Origin of the sequence: Paenibacillus silvestris, from assembly GCF_009882985.1 — a bacterium.
Lineage (GTDB): Bacteria > Bacillota > Bacilli > Paenibacillales > NBRC-103111 > Paenibacillus_E > Paenibacillus_E silvestris.
Genome location: NZ_WTUZ01000014.1, coordinates 122,198 through 135,684 on the forward strand (window position 1 = coordinate 122,198; position 13,487 = coordinate 135,684).

18 protein-coding genes are annotated in these 13,487 nt (G+C 48.0%); 4 read left to right on the forward strand and 14 right to left on the reverse strand.

Annotated elements, in window-relative coordinates:
• The first annotated feature begins 24 nt into the window (after positions 1-24).
• The 3 genes from GQF01_RS10400 to GQF01_RS10410 all read left to right on the forward strand — a co-directional run bounded on the left by GQF01_RS10400 (position 25) and on the right by GQF01_RS10410 (position 1,354).
• The gene (locus GQF01_RS10400; RefSeq protein WP_161406716.1) at positions 25-357 is read left to right on the forward strand and encodes a hypothetical protein; all 333 of its coding nucleotides are present in this window, start codon (positions 25-27) and stop codon (positions 355-357) included.
• 524 nt (positions 358-881) lie between these two features.
• Complete coding sequence (locus tag GQF01_RS10405) at positions 882-1,082, forward strand: cold-shock protein (RefSeq protein WP_028555458.1); 201 nt, start codon at positions 882-884, stop codon at positions 1,080-1,082.
• A gap of 71 nt (positions 1,083-1,153) precedes the next feature.
• A complete protein-coding gene (locus GQF01_RS10410) occupies positions 1,154-1,354 on the forward strand; it encodes a cold-shock protein (protein ID WP_161406717.1) in 201 nt (66 codons plus the stop codon).
• Between the two features lie 119 nt (positions 1,355-1,473).
• On the opposite strand, the gene GQF01_RS10415 is transcribed toward GQF01_RS10410, so the two are convergent.
• The 10 genes from GQF01_RS10415 to GQF01_RS10460 all read right to left on the reverse strand — a co-directional run bounded on the left by GQF01_RS10415 (position 1,474) and on the right by GQF01_RS10460 (position 9,505).
• Entirely contained in the window at positions 1,474-1,854 is a 381-nt protein-coding gene (locus GQF01_RS10415) for a general stress protein (RefSeq protein WP_161406718.1), read from the reverse strand.
• Positions 1,855-1,930: 76 nt separating this feature from the next.
• Entirely contained in the window at positions 1,931-2,095 is a 165-nt protein-coding gene (locus GQF01_RS10420; protein WP_127458160.1) for a DUF1328 domain-containing protein, read from the reverse strand.
• Positions 2,096-2,175: 80 nt separating this feature from the next.
• Positions 2,176-2,709, reverse strand: a complete 534-nt coding sequence (locus GQF01_RS10425; RefSeq protein WP_235959398.1) for a DUF1003 domain-containing protein — start codon at positions 2,707-2,709, stop codon at positions 2,176-2,178.
• A gap of 156 nt (positions 2,710-2,865) precedes the next feature.
• Positions 2,866-3,723: a CheR family methyltransferase gene (locus tag GQF01_RS10430; protein WP_161406855.1), complete on the reverse strand. Its 858-nt coding sequence runs from the start codon at positions 3,721-3,723 to the stop codon at positions 2,866-2,868.
• 5 nt (positions 3,724-3,728) lie between these two features.
• Positions 3,729-6,524: a CHASE3 domain-containing protein gene (locus GQF01_RS10435; protein ID WP_161406719.1), complete on the reverse strand. Its 2,796-nt coding sequence runs from the start codon at positions 6,522-6,524 to the stop codon at positions 3,729-3,731.
• A 93-nt stretch (positions 6,525-6,617) separates the two neighbouring features.
• Entirely contained in the window at positions 6,618-7,433 is an 816-nt protein-coding gene (locus GQF01_RS10440; RefSeq protein WP_161406720.1) for a PPK2 family polyphosphate kinase, read from the reverse strand.
• A 13-nt stretch (positions 7,434-7,446) separates the two neighbouring features.
• Complete coding sequence (locus GQF01_RS10445) at positions 7,447-8,214, reverse strand: sigma-70 family RNA polymerase sigma factor (protein ID WP_161406721.1); 768 nt, start codon at positions 8,212-8,214, stop codon at positions 7,447-7,449.
• Entirely contained in the window at positions 8,211-8,669 is a 459-nt protein-coding gene (rsbW, locus tag GQF01_RS10450; RefSeq protein WP_161406722.1) for an anti-sigma B factor RsbW, read from the reverse strand. Before rsbW (GQF01_RS10450) ends, GQF01_RS10445 begins: the two co-directional genes overlap by 4 nt.
• Complete coding sequence (locus tag GQF01_RS10455) at positions 8,666-9,034, reverse strand: STAS domain-containing protein (protein WP_161406723.1); 369 nt, start codon at positions 9,032-9,034, stop codon at positions 8,666-8,668. The genes rsbW (GQF01_RS10450) and GQF01_RS10455 overlap by 4 nt, the downstream gene beginning before the upstream one ends.
• 15 nt (positions 9,035-9,049) lie before the next feature.
• Positions 9,050-9,505 (reverse strand): DUF948 domain-containing protein, encoded by a 456-nt coding sequence (locus tag GQF01_RS10460; protein WP_161406724.1) that lies wholly within the window; start codon positions 9,503-9,505, stop codon positions 9,050-9,052.
• A gap of 185 nt (positions 9,506-9,690) precedes the next feature.
• On the opposite strand from GQF01_RS10460, the gene GQF01_RS10465 reads away from it, so the two are divergent.
• Positions 9,691-10,149 carry a Dps family protein gene (locus GQF01_RS10465; RefSeq protein WP_161406725.1) on the forward strand — a complete coding sequence of 153 codons (459 nt, stop codon included), beginning with the start codon at positions 9,691-9,693 and terminating at the stop codon, positions 10,147-10,149.
• Positions 10,150-10,249: 100 nt separating this feature from the next.
• Here the strand turns inward: GQF01_RS10465 and rsbW (GQF01_RS10470) are convergent, their stop codons facing one another.
• The 4 genes from rsbW (GQF01_RS10470) to GQF01_RS10485 all read right to left on the reverse strand — a co-directional run bounded on the left by rsbW (GQF01_RS10470) (position 10,250) and on the right by GQF01_RS10485 (position 13,486).
• On the reverse strand, positions 10,250-10,669 hold the full coding sequence (rsbW, locus tag GQF01_RS10470) for an anti-sigma B factor RsbW (RefSeq protein WP_161406726.1): 420 nt from the start codon (positions 10,667-10,669) through the stop codon (positions 10,250-10,252).
• On the reverse strand, positions 10,666-10,998 hold the full coding sequence (locus GQF01_RS10475) for an STAS domain-containing protein (RefSeq protein ID WP_145667817.1): 333 nt from the start codon (positions 10,996-10,998) through the stop codon (positions 10,666-10,668). The genes rsbW (GQF01_RS10470) and GQF01_RS10475 overlap by 4 nt, the downstream gene beginning before the upstream one ends.
• A 140-nt stretch (positions 10,999-11,138) precedes the next feature.
• On the reverse strand, positions 11,139-12,233 hold the full coding sequence (gene glgD / locus GQF01_RS10480; RefSeq protein WP_161406727.1) for a glucose-1-phosphate adenylyltransferase subunit GlgD: 1,095 nt from the start codon (positions 12,231-12,233) through the stop codon (positions 11,139-11,141).
• 50 nt (positions 12,234-12,283) lie between these two features.
• Complete coding sequence (locus tag GQF01_RS10485; RefSeq protein ID WP_328803432.1) at positions 12,284-13,486, reverse strand: glucose-1-phosphate adenylyltransferase; 1,203 nt, start codon at positions 13,484-13,486, stop codon at positions 12,284-12,286.
• Position 13,487: the final 1 nt, after the last annotated feature.

The following is a 13,487-nucleotide window of genomic DNA, read 5'->3' on the forward strand; positions in this document are numbered from 1 at the left end:
GCCGTACGAAAAGGAGCGAAAGCTATGTATATGAATCCTTCGCAATACCCCGGACATCACGGATCGCAAGTTCTTTATCAAGCAGATCCCAACTGGCAGCATGAGATGATGCAAAAGAGGAATACGATTATGGGTGCTCTTCACCCCCATGTTGGTCGAACGATTCGCGTCACAACCTTAGATGGGCATACGTATGAAGGTGTGCTGGTGAACGTGGATGGGCACCACGCTTATCTGCAGGTCAACACGCATGCTCAGCATCACGGGCAGCATAGACCCATTTATACGCCTGCCCAGTACAATCAGATTTTGACGCTAGTGCTGTTCGAATTGCTAGTCATTGTATTGCTTGCTTAAAATGAAAGCCCGCCCTTACCCGGTCTACAACGACCTCTGGTGAGAGGCGGGCTTTTTTGCGGTAATCCATCGTATCGTCCCAGCTGGCATAGCGGGAGAAACTACCGTTAAATTATGCTGTACAGTGGAAGTGGATGGATTAGCGGGAGGAACTCCAGCTAACTCTTCGGCAGCTGACGAAATTGGCTCGATTCCGCGAAATTAGAGGGAGAAAATTCAGCTATTTGGGTTAATTTGGATTAATTCCGGTAAATAGCTGGAGTAATCGGCGTTAATTAGAAGCAGCCGCCACCCGGCGGTGCAGCCATCTTGCACGAGAGCGGGCAATGCCCCAACAAACACAATATACCGGCATATTGAGCCCCCGGACCAAATTATCGAAGATATGCAAATGAATTTTTCATGAAATTGGAATAAGCTCCCTTCTAATTGGATATATTATCAAAGCTGCGTTAACAAGCTGTCAGGTTCTGAATGATCCAGAAGCAATACGCAGGAACAAATTATTGGAGGTTTATGTCTACATGGAAACAGGTACGGTTAAATGGTTTAATGCAGAAAAAGGTTTTGGTTTTATCGAAATGGAAGGCGGCAATGATGTGTTCGTTCACTTCAGCGCTATTACGGGGGAAGGTTTCAAAAGCTTGGATGAAGGCCAACGCGTACAATTTGAAGTTGTTCAAGGTAACCGCGGACCGCAAGCTGAAAATGTAGTCAAGCTGTAGTCCTTACCACATATTGCTATACACTGCTTGCGAGTCTGAGGCTGAGTCTATAATGACAAGGAGGAGTTCATATGTACTTTTCAAAGAAATCGATGGAACCTGTGCCCGAAGAGCAAACGAACATTTGGACCTGCAGCACAGAACAGTGCTCATGTTGGATGAGAGATAACTTTTCATTCGCCGAAAGTCCAGAATGTCCGATTTGTCATTCTGCCATGGTCAAGGATTCAAAGATGCTCCCAACCTTATCGAACACAAGCAGCAGGCGATAATTAGTAATAGCAGCCTACGGCAGTACCCAAAGCCCTAACTGTCTCCTACATGGAGGCAATTAGGGCTTTGCTATTAGCAAAGAAAAGGAGACCCACTAAGGAGTCTCCCGCATCCACTTTTATAAAATCGTTCGTTGAAAATCTGCTTCATCATAGGCTGTGAATTCATGGGAGGGCTTCGCCAGAACAAGGATTTTCCCTCTATCCAGCTCACCTTCCAAACGACTAGCCTCCATATCGGGCACGCCGAGTGCCTTCATCTTCGCCCTAAGCTCATCGCCGCGGGATCGGAACAGATTCGCAATGGCCGTCAGCATGCCCTCCTCCTCTAAGCTAATCTGCTCTGCACCCGTATAATTCGCGACGAAATCGGTACCTTCAGCACTGTGCGTCAGCACATAAATGTGTTCTCTCGAAAAGCCTTCCCTGTACAATTGCTGTACTTTGTCCTGCGCTTCTTGAAGATTGGTTGTCACACTCACTCTTGTATAAGTACCCATGGTAATTCCTCCTCTTTCGATTGATTTTATAGGGTAAAGCGATTGTTACTGTGAGTTCATGCCATCTAGCTGCGAACTAGATGCCTCGGCGTCTGCCGAAAATCAGCGATACAACAAACATGATCAGGAATACGAAGAACAGTACTTTGGCAATTCCTACCGCCGCTGAAACAATTCCAAAGAATCCGAATACACCAGCTACAAGTGCAATGATTAGAAACATGACAGCCCAGCCTAACATAGGAAACACCCTCTTTTCATCGATAATTTGTGTTGCTTGGCTATGCTATCTATTAACCGCTTGTCCGTGGAATGAAACACTTATTGGCGAGAAATCTGCCGCTCCATTCTCTCCAGCCTCTGATCCATCCGTTCGAGCAGCTCCTTCATCTCCATATTCTCCTGTTCAGCCCGATAGTTAATGGCAAAGTCCAGAATAGCCTCCTGCTTATCTCGATTCGCCTGGCGATTCTGGCTCATGAGAATAACCGGCGCTTGAAACGCTGATATACAGGATAGGATCAAATTGAGCAAAATGAACGGCGGCTTATCGTAAGCGTAGCGCGTCAGATTGAGCACCATCCAGCTCACCAGAAACAGAGCAAACAGCAGGATAAACGTCCAGCTGCCGCCAAAAAGCGCGATACGGTCGGCAATGCGGTCTGCCCAGGATGATTTTTTGGCCTGGTGCTGCGTCAAATGCGATTTGACGTTTCCTTGATATTCTCTGACCATGGCAGTAATTCGGGTTAACTGCTCTATATTAAGCTTGGTGTGCGTTTCGTCGTCCAACTCTTGAATCAGCTTGTCGGGCATACGATCATCTGGATATTTATGCTCGTCCTCTGTGCTCATTGAGATCCCCTTCTTTCTGTTGATTTATAAACATTGTTTAACCACTGCGGCTGTAGGCGAAACAGGCGTGGTAGAGCGGACCAGCAGCGCTGCTGGCTACGGCGCAATTACAAAATAAAACCACTCATGACGATACTCTCATCGTCTCAAGTGGTTTTATTTCTTACGATATATCCGTTCCTGTGGAACAAACTCCTCATAATGCACACCTTCCGGCACGAAAAGGATGGACTCCTTCTTGCCTAAACCCAAATACCCTCCGCCTACTAAGCTGCCGTGAAACAAGCTGTGTACCTGGGTCTGCAGCTTATGGTCGAAGTAGATCAAGACATTGCGGCACAATATCACATGAAACTCGTTAAAAGAGCCGTCCGTTGCCAGATTGTGCTGCGCAAACATCAAGTTATCCTTCATGACCGGCTGGAAGTAGGCGTACTGATGATCCGTTGTGTAATATTCGGAGAAGGCCTTCGTCCCGCCAGAATCCAAATAATTCTTGGTGAAGTATTGCATCTGCTTAAGTGGGAATGCCCCTCTTTGCGCAGCATCAATCGCCTTCTCATTCATATCCGTGGCATAGATCTTCGTTCTCTCCGCCAACCCCTCTTCCTGCATTAGAATCGCCATGGAGTACACTTCCTCCCCTGTCGCGCAGCCAGCGTGCCAGATACGAATCTCGGGGTACTGCCTGAGCTCAGGCACGACCAAATTGCGAAAAGCACGGAAAAAGCTAGGGTCCCGGAACATCTCCGTGACGCGGATCGACATGTCATTGAGCAAGCGATCCACAAAGCCAGGTTCATGCAGAACCTTCTCCAATAGTGCAGTGACATTCGGCAGCTTCTCTGCTTTCATGCGATTAAGAACCCGCCTCCGTAAGGAAGATCGGACATAGTGGCGGAAGTCAAATCCGTACATTTGGTACAGGCCTTCTAGGAGGAGATTAATCTCAATGTTTTGTCGTTCTTCCTCATACGATGTTTTCTCCAAATCGACGGGCTCCTCCACAGACATACGATTCAATGTTTCTTCACCTGCTTCGTTAGCCATACCCGCATAAGCGAAAATAGCTGATCCATATTTAGCGGCTTCGTAATATAGTCCGAAGCGCCGGCTTCCAGGCATTTCTCTTTCTCACTTTTCATCGCTTTGGCCGTAAGGGCAATGATTGGCAGCTCACGCATATGCAGCTCTCCTCGAATCGCCTGCATGGCTTCATAACCGTCCATGACCGGCATCATGATGTCCATCAAAATGAGATCGTAGTTGGCATCTTCGCTCAACATCTCCAGGGCATCTTTCCCGTGGTCTGCCACATCCACGGTAACACCCTTTGTCTCCAGCGCTGTAACGAGCGCGAAAACGTTACGCGCGTCATCGTCGACGAGCAGCACCCTCTTGCCGTGGAACAACTGCGTATCCGAATGGATGATTTCCACGTCAGAGATAATCGTTTCAACCGACGACACGCCAGAACTCGGCTCCGCCGATTGTGTGGAAATAATCGGTCGTTCTTCAACGGCTGCGGCAATTTCTCCCTCATGAGGGTCCTTGCCAAGCGTCTCATGATCCTGGTCTGTTTCAAGTGCGTTAGGTACGTAAAGCGTAAATGTACTGCCTTTGTGCACCTCGCTTTTCACAACAATAGAGCCCCCGAGCAGACGCGTAAACTCGCGGCATATCGATAAACCAAGCCCTGTTCCGCCAAATTGGCGGTTTGTTGTCCCATCCACCTGACGGAACGCCTCGAAAATGACCTGCTGCTTGTCGATTGGAATCCCGATACCCGTATCCGTAATCGAGATAGCAACCACCTTCTCTGCTGGGTCCCTGTGCAGCAGCTCCTTCACACGAACCGGGTCAGCAAGCGCTATTTTCATCATGACCGAGCCTTGTTCCGTAAATTTAAACGCATTGGAGAGCAGGTTCTTCAAGATTTGCTGAAGGCGCTGACCATCCGTCTGAATGACATTCGGCACATCCGGTTCCAAGATGACGTCGAAATCGAGCCCTTTTTTCTCCGCAACGGGAGCAAACATTAGTTTCATCAATTGCGGCAGTTCGGTCACATTGAAGTCGTCCGTCATTATTTCTATTTTGCCAGCTTCGACTTTGGATAAATCCAGAATATCGTCGATCAGCGCCAGCAGGTCTTTCCCTGCGGCATTAACCACGCGCGAATACTCCACAATCTCAGACATTTGCAAATCGCCATTATTCTCAGCGAGCATCTGCGACAAAATCATGATGCTGTTCAGCGGTGTGCGCAGCTCATGCGACATATTCGCCAGAAAATCCGATTTGTACTGGGAACTTGTCTCCAGCTTAAGCGAATAATCCTCCAGCTCGTCTTTCGCTTTCTTTAATTCCAACGCCTTTTGCTCAGAGAAATGGTTCTGCTCCTCTAAGAATTCGTTGGTCATGCGAAGCTGTTCCTGCTGCATTTGCAACTCCTCCGACTGCGCTTGAAGCTCCTCGGATTGCGCTTGTAGTTCTTCTGTCAGCATCTGAGACTCGGATAACAGTCGCTCTACTTCCATACGGCTGCGCACATTCGTGATGGCCGTGCCGAATTTCTCCTGCAACGAGTCAACCAAGGTCAAATGCTGAGCCTGAAACGTTTGAAGAGACGCTAGCTCAATCACAGCCTCTGTACGGCCATCCACGAGAATAGGTGCCACCAGCAAGGTACGAGGGGCAGAGTCACCTAAACCAGACGTTAGTTTCACATGATTTTCAGGCAGGTTATCAATCAGGAATATGCGCTGATCCAGTGCACACTGGCCAATCAAACCCTCTCCCAACCGGAAAACAGTCGCAGAAGGATCCTTCCCGGACGCCGCATAACCGGCTATTTTCACATAATGGTCTTGCTCCTCGATGTTCTCTCGCAGGTAGACAACTCCATAAACACTATCAAGCATCGGCGCCAACTTACTTATGAAGGTTCCGCCCAACGTCCTGATATCATTGATTCCCTGGTACAAAGTGGCGACTTCGGCGATATTCGTCTGAACCCAGTTTTGCTTCTCCAAGTCGCCCAACATATTATTAGTGGCTTCTGCCAACTCTCTTATTTCATCATGACTGGTCAATTCAATTCTTGACGCCAAATTTCCTTCGGAAGAAGTAATATAGCGAATCATTCTCGTAACTTGCTTGATCGTATTCGTAATAGAGTTTGATAGGATTAGTGCAACGATAATAGCAAAAATAGAAATGACACCTAGAAGGGTAAAAAGAACAATTCTAAGATTCTTATTGCTTTGAGCAAGCTGATCGGCCCTGGCCTTCGTCAACTGCTTCTCGGCTGCGAGAAACGAATCGAACTGTGTGCGCAGTTGATCCATCAGTTTCTTTCCTGAGTTCTGCTTAAAATATTCGTCGATCGCAGCTTGTTTGTTTTCTTTCTTCAAAAGAATCACATTATCGCCTGCCGTGCGGATCCAGCTCTGGATCGTCGGCTTAATGCGCTCTAAACTCTCCTTCTGAGCGGTGTTGTAGCTGACCAACTGCAGAAGCTTATTATAATTATCGAGCCATGTTTTGTTGGCTGTATCGTAGGGTTCTAGGTACTGCGTGTCTCCAGTAATGATGTAGCCTCGCATGCCGGTTTCCATATCAACCATATTCTTTTGTATGGCGTTGATAAGATCATGCGCTTCCAAATCATGACTGGAGACGAAATCCACTTCCTTCTGCAGCGAACTGACACGACCGCTCACAATGAGAAGAGCGATACCTAAGCATATGATAATAAATACATATCCCATAATAATTTTTGCACGTATATTCATACGAAAAAATTTGCCCATAGCTGCCTCCTAATACAGTTCATAGAGAACGTATGTTAACATTCTACTATACTAACTATACCATAGTTGCGGAGGTAGAGAGAAAAACTACGCCTATTCCTGTAGTTTTTCTAGTATTAAATCCAGCTCTGGATCTGATTCCGGAAATGCTAGATTCATGCTCTCTAGCGCTTCTACGGCAATTTGCAGCACGGCCCAATCCCGGTACCAGCGGTGATTAGCTGGCACAATGTACCATGGCGCTGATTCAGAGCTGCAATGCTTGAATACGGCTTCATAGGCTTCCTCATATTCAGCCCATGACTCCCGTTCTACCAAATCATTCTTATCAAATTTCCAATGTTTGGTGGGGTCAGTCAACCGATTCCGCAGTCTGGCCATTTGGAAATCCTTCGAGATGTGGAGGAAAATCTTCACGATTTTCACACCGCCGCTCTCTAACAATTTCTCAAACCGGTTGATATGCTTGAACCTGCTCTTCACTTCCTCCCCGCTAATCCAATTATGGACTCTCGTGATGAGCACATCTTCGTAATACGAACGAATGAAAGCTCCGATCATCCCCTTGGCGGGTGCAATCTGATGAGCGCGCCATAAGAAGTCATGCGCACTTTCCTCCTCCGTAGGCGCACGGAAACTGTTCACCTTAAACCCCTGCGGATGCAAACCGCCAAGCGCATGCTTAACCAGGCCGTCTTTACCGCTGCAATCCATCCCCTGAATAACAAAGAGAACGGATTGCTTCTTCCCGGCGTACAGCTTATTTTGCAAAGCTTCCAACTGCTCTTTCAAGCTCTTCAATTCAGCTTCTACTTCTTCCCTATCATGCTCAGAACCTGTTTCATTAGGGTCGATACTCGCTAACCGAAATTTTTTCCCATATTCCAATTTAAAACGCTGGACTGGCATAGGCCGGCCTCCTCTAAGGATTGGTTGTAAGAACTGCCTTCAACTTCAGTATTGCCCGCTTCTGAATGCGGGAAACACTCATCTGGGATATCCCTAGCTGATCCGCAATTTGGCGCTGTGAGAGGCCATCTTGATAGATGAGGTGAATGACTTTCTTCTCTTCCTCTTTCAAGCAGGTCATCGCCTCTTCCAAGTCCATTCGTCTTTCCAGTGATAGATACTCGTCGGTCGAACCGGCTATCATATCGCCAATCGTCGCACTATCCCCTTCACTGTTAAGCGGCGTATCCAGAGAGGTGTAGTGGTAATAGTCACGACCAGCCAGAATCTCTATGGTCTCTTCCGTGCTCAGCTCCAAATAAGCCGCCATTTCATCGATATTTGGCGAGCGTTCGAGCTTGACGGTGAGCTCATCCAAAGCTCTCTGGACGAGAGCCCCCTTCTCCTTAATTCGTCGTGGAACCTGTATGTACCATGATTTGTCACGCAAATAGTTCTTCAGGTGACCAATCAGGCTTTTCATCGCATAGGCTTCAAAAGGAGTTTCCAGTGTACTATCGTACTGGGTAAACAACCTGAGCAAAGACATCTGCCCAACTTGATACAGATCTTCATATAAATCAGGACGGCTCCTCGACATCTTGCCGACTGCCATACGAACGATAGGTTCATAGTGCAGCAGCAATGCCGTAGCCGTCTCTTGGCAAGCCGTCTCTTTGTAAATTTTCATTTTCAAATACATGTCATATAGAGGTTTGGAAGATGATGCATTCACATTCATACCATTTCCTCTTTTCTATTCATTTGCCCTGTAAGCTGCTTCTTCAAAACAACCTGCGTACCTCTTCCGCTGTCCGTTAGCACCTGCACATCATCCATTAAAGCCTGCATGAGGAACAATCCTAACCCCCCCACCGCCGCTTCATTAATGGATTTGTGATGCAAAGCAGCCGTATCGGATTCGGCTTGCACATAATGAAAGCTGTTCCCTTCATCCTTGACGCTAATTTGCAAAAAACCATCCTGCTGCTCGTACTGAATCTCAATTGTTCCTGACTGCCCTTGCTCATAAGCATGCAGAATCGCATTATTGCAAGCTTCTGCTACAGCTACTTTCATATCTTCAATATCCTCAAAGGAAAAGCCCGCTTTCGAGGCCACACCGTATAAGGTAAGTCGCACAATATCCAGATATTCCGCTTGCGCCGGGATCGTAAGGCCGATGTATGGGTTCATATAATTTCTTCTTTCCTTTCTGCTCTGCCTTGATTATGGAATTGCAGTTCACCGTCGACAAAATAGCGGGCAACACCCGTGATTTCAAATAAACGCTGAATTCTGGCGGGAATATGCTGAATACGGAAAGATGCCCCCATCGCAGCTCTTACTTTGAGCACCGAGACAATTAAGCCGATCCCTGTGCTGTCAATATAGCGTAATTCTTTTAAATCTAACGTTAAGTTCTGATCGCCTTGGGAGACGACAGAATCTAGGACGGCCGAAAGCTCCGATGCGGCTGACAAATCAAGCTCCCCGCTTAAGTATATAATATTTTCTTCCCCATTCGATTGCTTATAAACCGTAAATTTACGTATGTTCACAAAGATAGCTCCTCTCTATTTCATGCTGCTCATATGCGGTGTCTTCTTGTCCTTGAATTTCTTCCACAACTCTACCGAGACGGCTGCCCCCTGCAAAATGGTTTGCCATCTGCGGCTTAATGTCGGTGTATCCTTAGGCAACCGCGTTTGTTTCACCGCGTCGATGAAGCCTGTCGCTGATTGTTTCATGGAAGATGTTAGCTCGTGCACGACTTGACCGACGTCGTTCACTGAGCTGAATAGATGATTCAGCTTGGCCAGCTTCGAACGAACATCTATAGCCATCTCATTGGTATTGAGAATAACGTCCTGTACTTCGGAAGAAATCTGTGTGACCTCATCTTTCATTTGGCCCATCGTCAGAGTGATCTGATCCAGGGATATCTTCAGTGACTTCAAGGTTTGAATCAAATAGAAGACAAGGAATACGAAAGCTATGGCTGCAAGGACTGCGCTAAGTTCGACTAACATGACAATCACCCCTGTTCGCTTGATTAGTTTACTTGATTACTTATCGTTACCCGCATGGCTGAGAAATGAAACAGCCCTTCACATATTTCCAGATGTTTCTACCTCTGTTTCAAAAGTGGAGCTTCCGGGTAAAGACGAGATAGGAACAATGAAACCAACCTATAAATTGAATGGAGGAATTTCACATGGCGAAAACCGCATTGAAAGAAAATACCCTGACAGAAACGTTGGACAAGCAGGTAGCGAACTTCTCAATTCTATATATGAAATTGCACAACTATCATTGGTATGTAAAAGGTGAGAATTTCTTCACCCTGCATCTGAAATTTGAAGAATTGTACGTAGAGGCTGCGCTGCATCTCGACGTCATCGCGGAGCGAATGCTTTCGCTGCGCGCCATACCAACAGCTACCCTGCAGGAGCATCTCGAGCTTGCTTCCATCAAAGAAGCGAGCAAAGGCGCTTCCGCAGCGGAGATGGTGAAGCAGCTGGCAAGCGACTTCACCCTGATCTGCTCGGAGCTGACCGAGGGTATCGCGCTTGCGGAGGAGAGCAAAGATCAGCCGACGGCTGACATGCTGATCAAGATTCGCGCTTCCCTCGAGAAGCACAGCTGGATGCTGGAGTCTTTCCTCGGCCGCTAAGAGCCGAACATAGCGGAACATAGCGGAACCTAGTTCCCACAACCAAAAAAGGGTTATCTCTTTAAGGTCAAGCCTGACCTCGGGAGATAACCCTTTTGTATTAAACATATTTGATGAGCGTGACTTCAGTCCCTTGCTCGGTGTTCACCGTCACCTCATCCATCAACGCTTGCATGAGATAAATGCCAAGGCCACCAGACTGCAGCTCGCTGACTGTCTGGCCAACCGGCGGTTCCGCCGATTGCTCTTGTTGACTTTGATAATCAAAGCCAGGGCCGTTATCTTTCACTTTCACAATCAGCCTGTCTTCATCAAGCTCATAGCTAATCTGGATTTGCCCCAGAATGGCCGACGTCTCCCCATGAAGCACCGCATTGTTGCAGGCTTCCGATACCGCTACTTTCATATCCTCGATGTCCTCATAGGAAAAGCCCAGCTTAGAGGCAACCCCGTAAAGACTAAGCCTGACGATGTCTAGGTACTCCGCTGCTGCGGGTATGTGCAGACGAACGACGTTCATGCGGTTCCTTCGATCCCTTCGTTAAGAAATCCGGAGATGCCTGTAAGGTCAAAAAGCCTTTTGATACCAGATGGAATATGGCGCACAGCGAACGGCGCTTTCAACTCATCACGTATTTTCAAAGCAGAAACCACAATACCAATCCCCGTGCTATCGATATATGTTAACTCACCTACGTCTAGAATTAACGCTTTATCGGTTCTATGAACAACCGCCTCAAGCGCATGACGGAACGTTAAAGCCGCTGCCAAATCGAGTTCACCACGGATATGAAGCTGTATAGATTTCTCCAATTCTTCTTGATCAACTTGGAACTTTTCTACTGACATGCGCCACACTCCTTCTATGTGATTTGCTCCTTCAAGTGTAACAAGTGCCTAACCTTTACACAAGCTTTATGGCCAAAAGCCTGACCTGTCAGGCTTTTCACAGATAGACAACGAAGCCGGCCTATCCGGCCAGCCTCCTCTTATAACACTCCGCTCTTCTCCGCTACAAACGGATGGGCGTACTCACCGCAAATGATCGCCCCCTGCTCCACCATAACCTGTTTGTCCAAAATAACCCGATCCAAATAAGCGCCTGCCTGGATGATGCAATCCTGCATGATCACGCTATTTTTGACATGGGCCCCTGGATGAACGACAACCCCCGGGAACAAGATGCTATTCTCCACGTAGCCTTCTATTCGGCACCCTGGTGCGACGAACGAATTACGAATCAAGGCTTGCTGATGGCAAGCAATCGCGGCCTCGTCCTCTTTTCGCGTATACACGGATTCTTGATGCTTCATGAACTGCCTCCATCCATGCGGCTGCAAAAGCTGCATACTGTGCGCATAATAGCTGTCGACAGAATCCATGATTGCCATATAGCCATGGTTGGCATAGCCCTGTACATGAAGCTGGGCCAGCTGCTCCCAAATCACCTGTTTCAGATCCATGCCTCTACCGGGCTTCATGCTCATCTCAATGAGATCAATCAGCAGCTTTCGCTCCAGTACCACCGTATCCAGATCAATGTTTTGCGGGGCGAGACTCGGCATCGCATGGTAGGTGTGAGCGGCACTAACAACGCGGCCTTGATCATTCATCTCCAAGCTATAAGCATGTCCAATATGCGCATGGCGGTCCATCTCCGTCAAATGTTTGAAGAGCGCCGTAATATCCGCCCCACTGCTGAGATGGTAATCGATCATCTGCTCATAATGAGAATGATAAATAATCCGGCTGGATGCTAGCAAAACGTACTTTTCATTCCTCGATTTCAAGTAAGTTAGGTGGTTGTCCAATTGAGGCTGATTGCCATGCTGGGCAGTTAGCGTATGCAGCGCCTCCAACCCGTAATGCTGCCCGTTTCCGATATGATGGAGCAGCGATTCCGCCTTCGGAGTCGCCAGCACCACAACCTCATGAATACCTGCATTGCTCATATTGGAAAGGGCAAAATCCGCTAACCGGTAGCGGCCGGCAAATGGCACCGCACCCACACACCGGTCACGGGTAAGTATCGACAAATCACTTTGTTCGCTCATGAGATTAATTAGGCCAAGAACATTCTCCATACGGCATTCCTCCTCCGAATTCTGCTTGGTCAGAACAACTAGACGAGAGCTTAAACGAAATTCAGCCGCGTACCGGTCAATTGAGCAGGTATAGAGGCTGGGTAGTGACGGCCAATCACGGATCTCTCACCGACAACCGTAACACCTGGATTCCCCGGCTTGCCAACAATAGCACCATCTTTAATAATCGAGCCTTCTCCGATAATGGCATTGAGGATAAGCGCATGTCTCCCGATCTGAACGCCGGGCATAATAACGCTGTTGAGCACCCGGCTATGCTCGCCAACCCTCACACCATCGAAGAGAACTGAGTGGCTGACATTCCCATATATGGAGACACCTTCGCCAATTTCGGCATTATTGACCCGCGCGTCGAGCGCCACTTCACTTTTGGGAAGCTCACGCTTTGCCGTCCATACAGGCCATGCCTCCTGATTCAGCTGCAGCCTTGGATAATACCCCAGTAAATCCATGTGAGATTCCCATAGGCTTTCTATCGTGCCGACATCCTTCCAGTAGCCTTCAAAGGGATAAGCCGATACATGAGCCCCCTCAGCCAGCAGCCCGGGAATAATATCATGACCAAAATCATGGCTAGAAGCCGGATTATCTGCATCCTGCTCCAAACGTGACTTCAGGAATTCCCAGTTAAATACGTAAATTCCCATGGAGGCCAAGTTGCTGGCTGCTTTGAACGGCTTCTCGGCAAAAGCCGTAATCCGATGCTGCTCATCAGCGCTAACAATGCCAAAGCGGCTGGTTTCCTCCCATTTCACAGGCATCACCGAAATCGTAGCATCTGCGCCAGTTGCCTGATGATGCTCGAGCATCGTCCGATAATCCATGTTATAGATATGATCGCCTGAGAGGATTAACACATACTTCGGATTATGCTCCTGCAAGTAGGCTAAGTTTTGATAAATGGCATCTGCGGTTCCCTTATACGCATTGGGTGCCCCGGCCTGCCGTTCCAGGATGGAGATGCCGCTACTACCATTATGGCTGCTGTTACCGCCTTCCACCTGCCAAGCGTCCCCGCTCCCGATGTGCGCATGCAGAACAGCCGGCTTATACTGCGTCAGCACACCAACCGTACCGATCCCTGAATTACGGCAATTGCTTAAAGCAAAATCAATCATCCGGTATTTCGCTCCAAAGTGTACCGCCGGCTTCGCCATATACTTCGTTAACGGACGAAGCCTGCTTCCTTCACCGCCAGCTAACAGCATAGCTACGCATTCCTGCTTCTTCATC

What these genes read in the sequence shown, in the direction of transcription:
- GQF01_RS10400 (WP_161406716.1), top strand. Translation starts at nt 25, where the DNA reads ATGTATATGAATCCTTCGCAATACCCCGGACATCACGGATCGCAAGTT.
- GQF01_RS10405 (WP_028555458.1), top strand. Translation starts at nt 882, where the DNA reads ATGGAAACAGGTACGGTTAAATGGTTTAATGCAGAAAAAGGTTTTGGT.
- GQF01_RS10410 (WP_161406717.1), top strand. Translation starts at nt 1,154, where the DNA reads ATGTACTTTTCAAAGAAATCGATGGAACCTGTGCCCGAAGAGCAAACG.
- GQF01_RS10415 (WP_161406718.1), bottom strand. Translation starts at nt 1,854, where the DNA reads ATGGGTACTTATACAAGAGTGAGTGTGACAACCAATCTTCAAGAAGCG.
- GQF01_RS10420 (WP_127458160.1), bottom strand. Translation starts at nt 2,095, where the DNA reads ATGTTAGGCTGGGCTGTCATGTTTCTAATCATTGCACTTGTAGCTGGT.
- GQF01_RS10425 (WP_235959398.1), bottom strand. Translation starts at nt 2,709, where the DNA reads ATGAGCACAGAGGACGAGCATAAATATCCAGATGATCGTATGCCCGAC.
- GQF01_RS10430 (WP_161406855.1), bottom strand. Translation starts at nt 3,723, where the DNA reads ATGTCTGTGGAGGAGCCCGTCGATTTGGAGAAAACATCGTATGAGGAA.
- GQF01_RS10435 (WP_161406719.1), bottom strand. Translation starts at nt 6,524, where the DNA reads ATGGGCAAATTTTTTCGTATGAATATACGTGCAAAAATTATTATGGGA.
- GQF01_RS10440 (WP_161406720.1), bottom strand. Translation starts at nt 7,433, where the DNA reads ATGCCAGTCCAGCGTTTTAAATTGGAATATGGGAAAAAATTTCGGTTA.
- GQF01_RS10445 (WP_161406721.1), bottom strand. Translation starts at nt 8,214, where the DNA reads ATGAATGTGAATGCATCATCTTCCAAACCTCTATATGACATGTATTTG.
- rsbW (WP_161406722.1), bottom strand. Translation starts at nt 8,669, where the DNA reads ATGAACCCATACATCGGCCTTACGATCCCGGCGCAAGCGGAATATCTG.
- GQF01_RS10460 (WP_161406724.1), bottom strand. Translation starts at nt 9,505, where the DNA reads ATGTTAGTCGAACTTAGCGCAGTCCTTGCAGCCATAGCTTTCGTATTC.
- GQF01_RS10465 (WP_161406725.1), top strand. Translation starts at nt 9,691, where the DNA reads ATGGCGAAAACCGCATTGAAAGAAAATACCCTGACAGAAACGTTGGAC.
- rsbW (WP_161406726.1), bottom strand. Translation starts at nt 10,669, where the DNA reads ATGAACGTCGTTCGTCTGCACATACCCGCAGCAGCGGAGTACCTAGAC.
- GQF01_RS10475 (WP_145667817.1), bottom strand. Translation starts at nt 10,998, where the DNA reads ATGTCAGTAGAAAAGTTCCAAGTTGATCAAGAAGAATTGGAGAAATCT.
- glgD (WP_161406727.1), bottom strand. Translation starts at nt 12,233, where the DNA reads ATGGAGAATGTTCTTGGCCTAATTAATCTCATGAGCGAACAAAGTGAT.
- GQF01_RS10485 (WP_328803432.1), bottom strand. Translation starts at nt 13,486, where the DNA reads ATGAAGAAGCAGGAATGCGTAGCTATGCTGTTAGCTGGCGGTGAAGGA.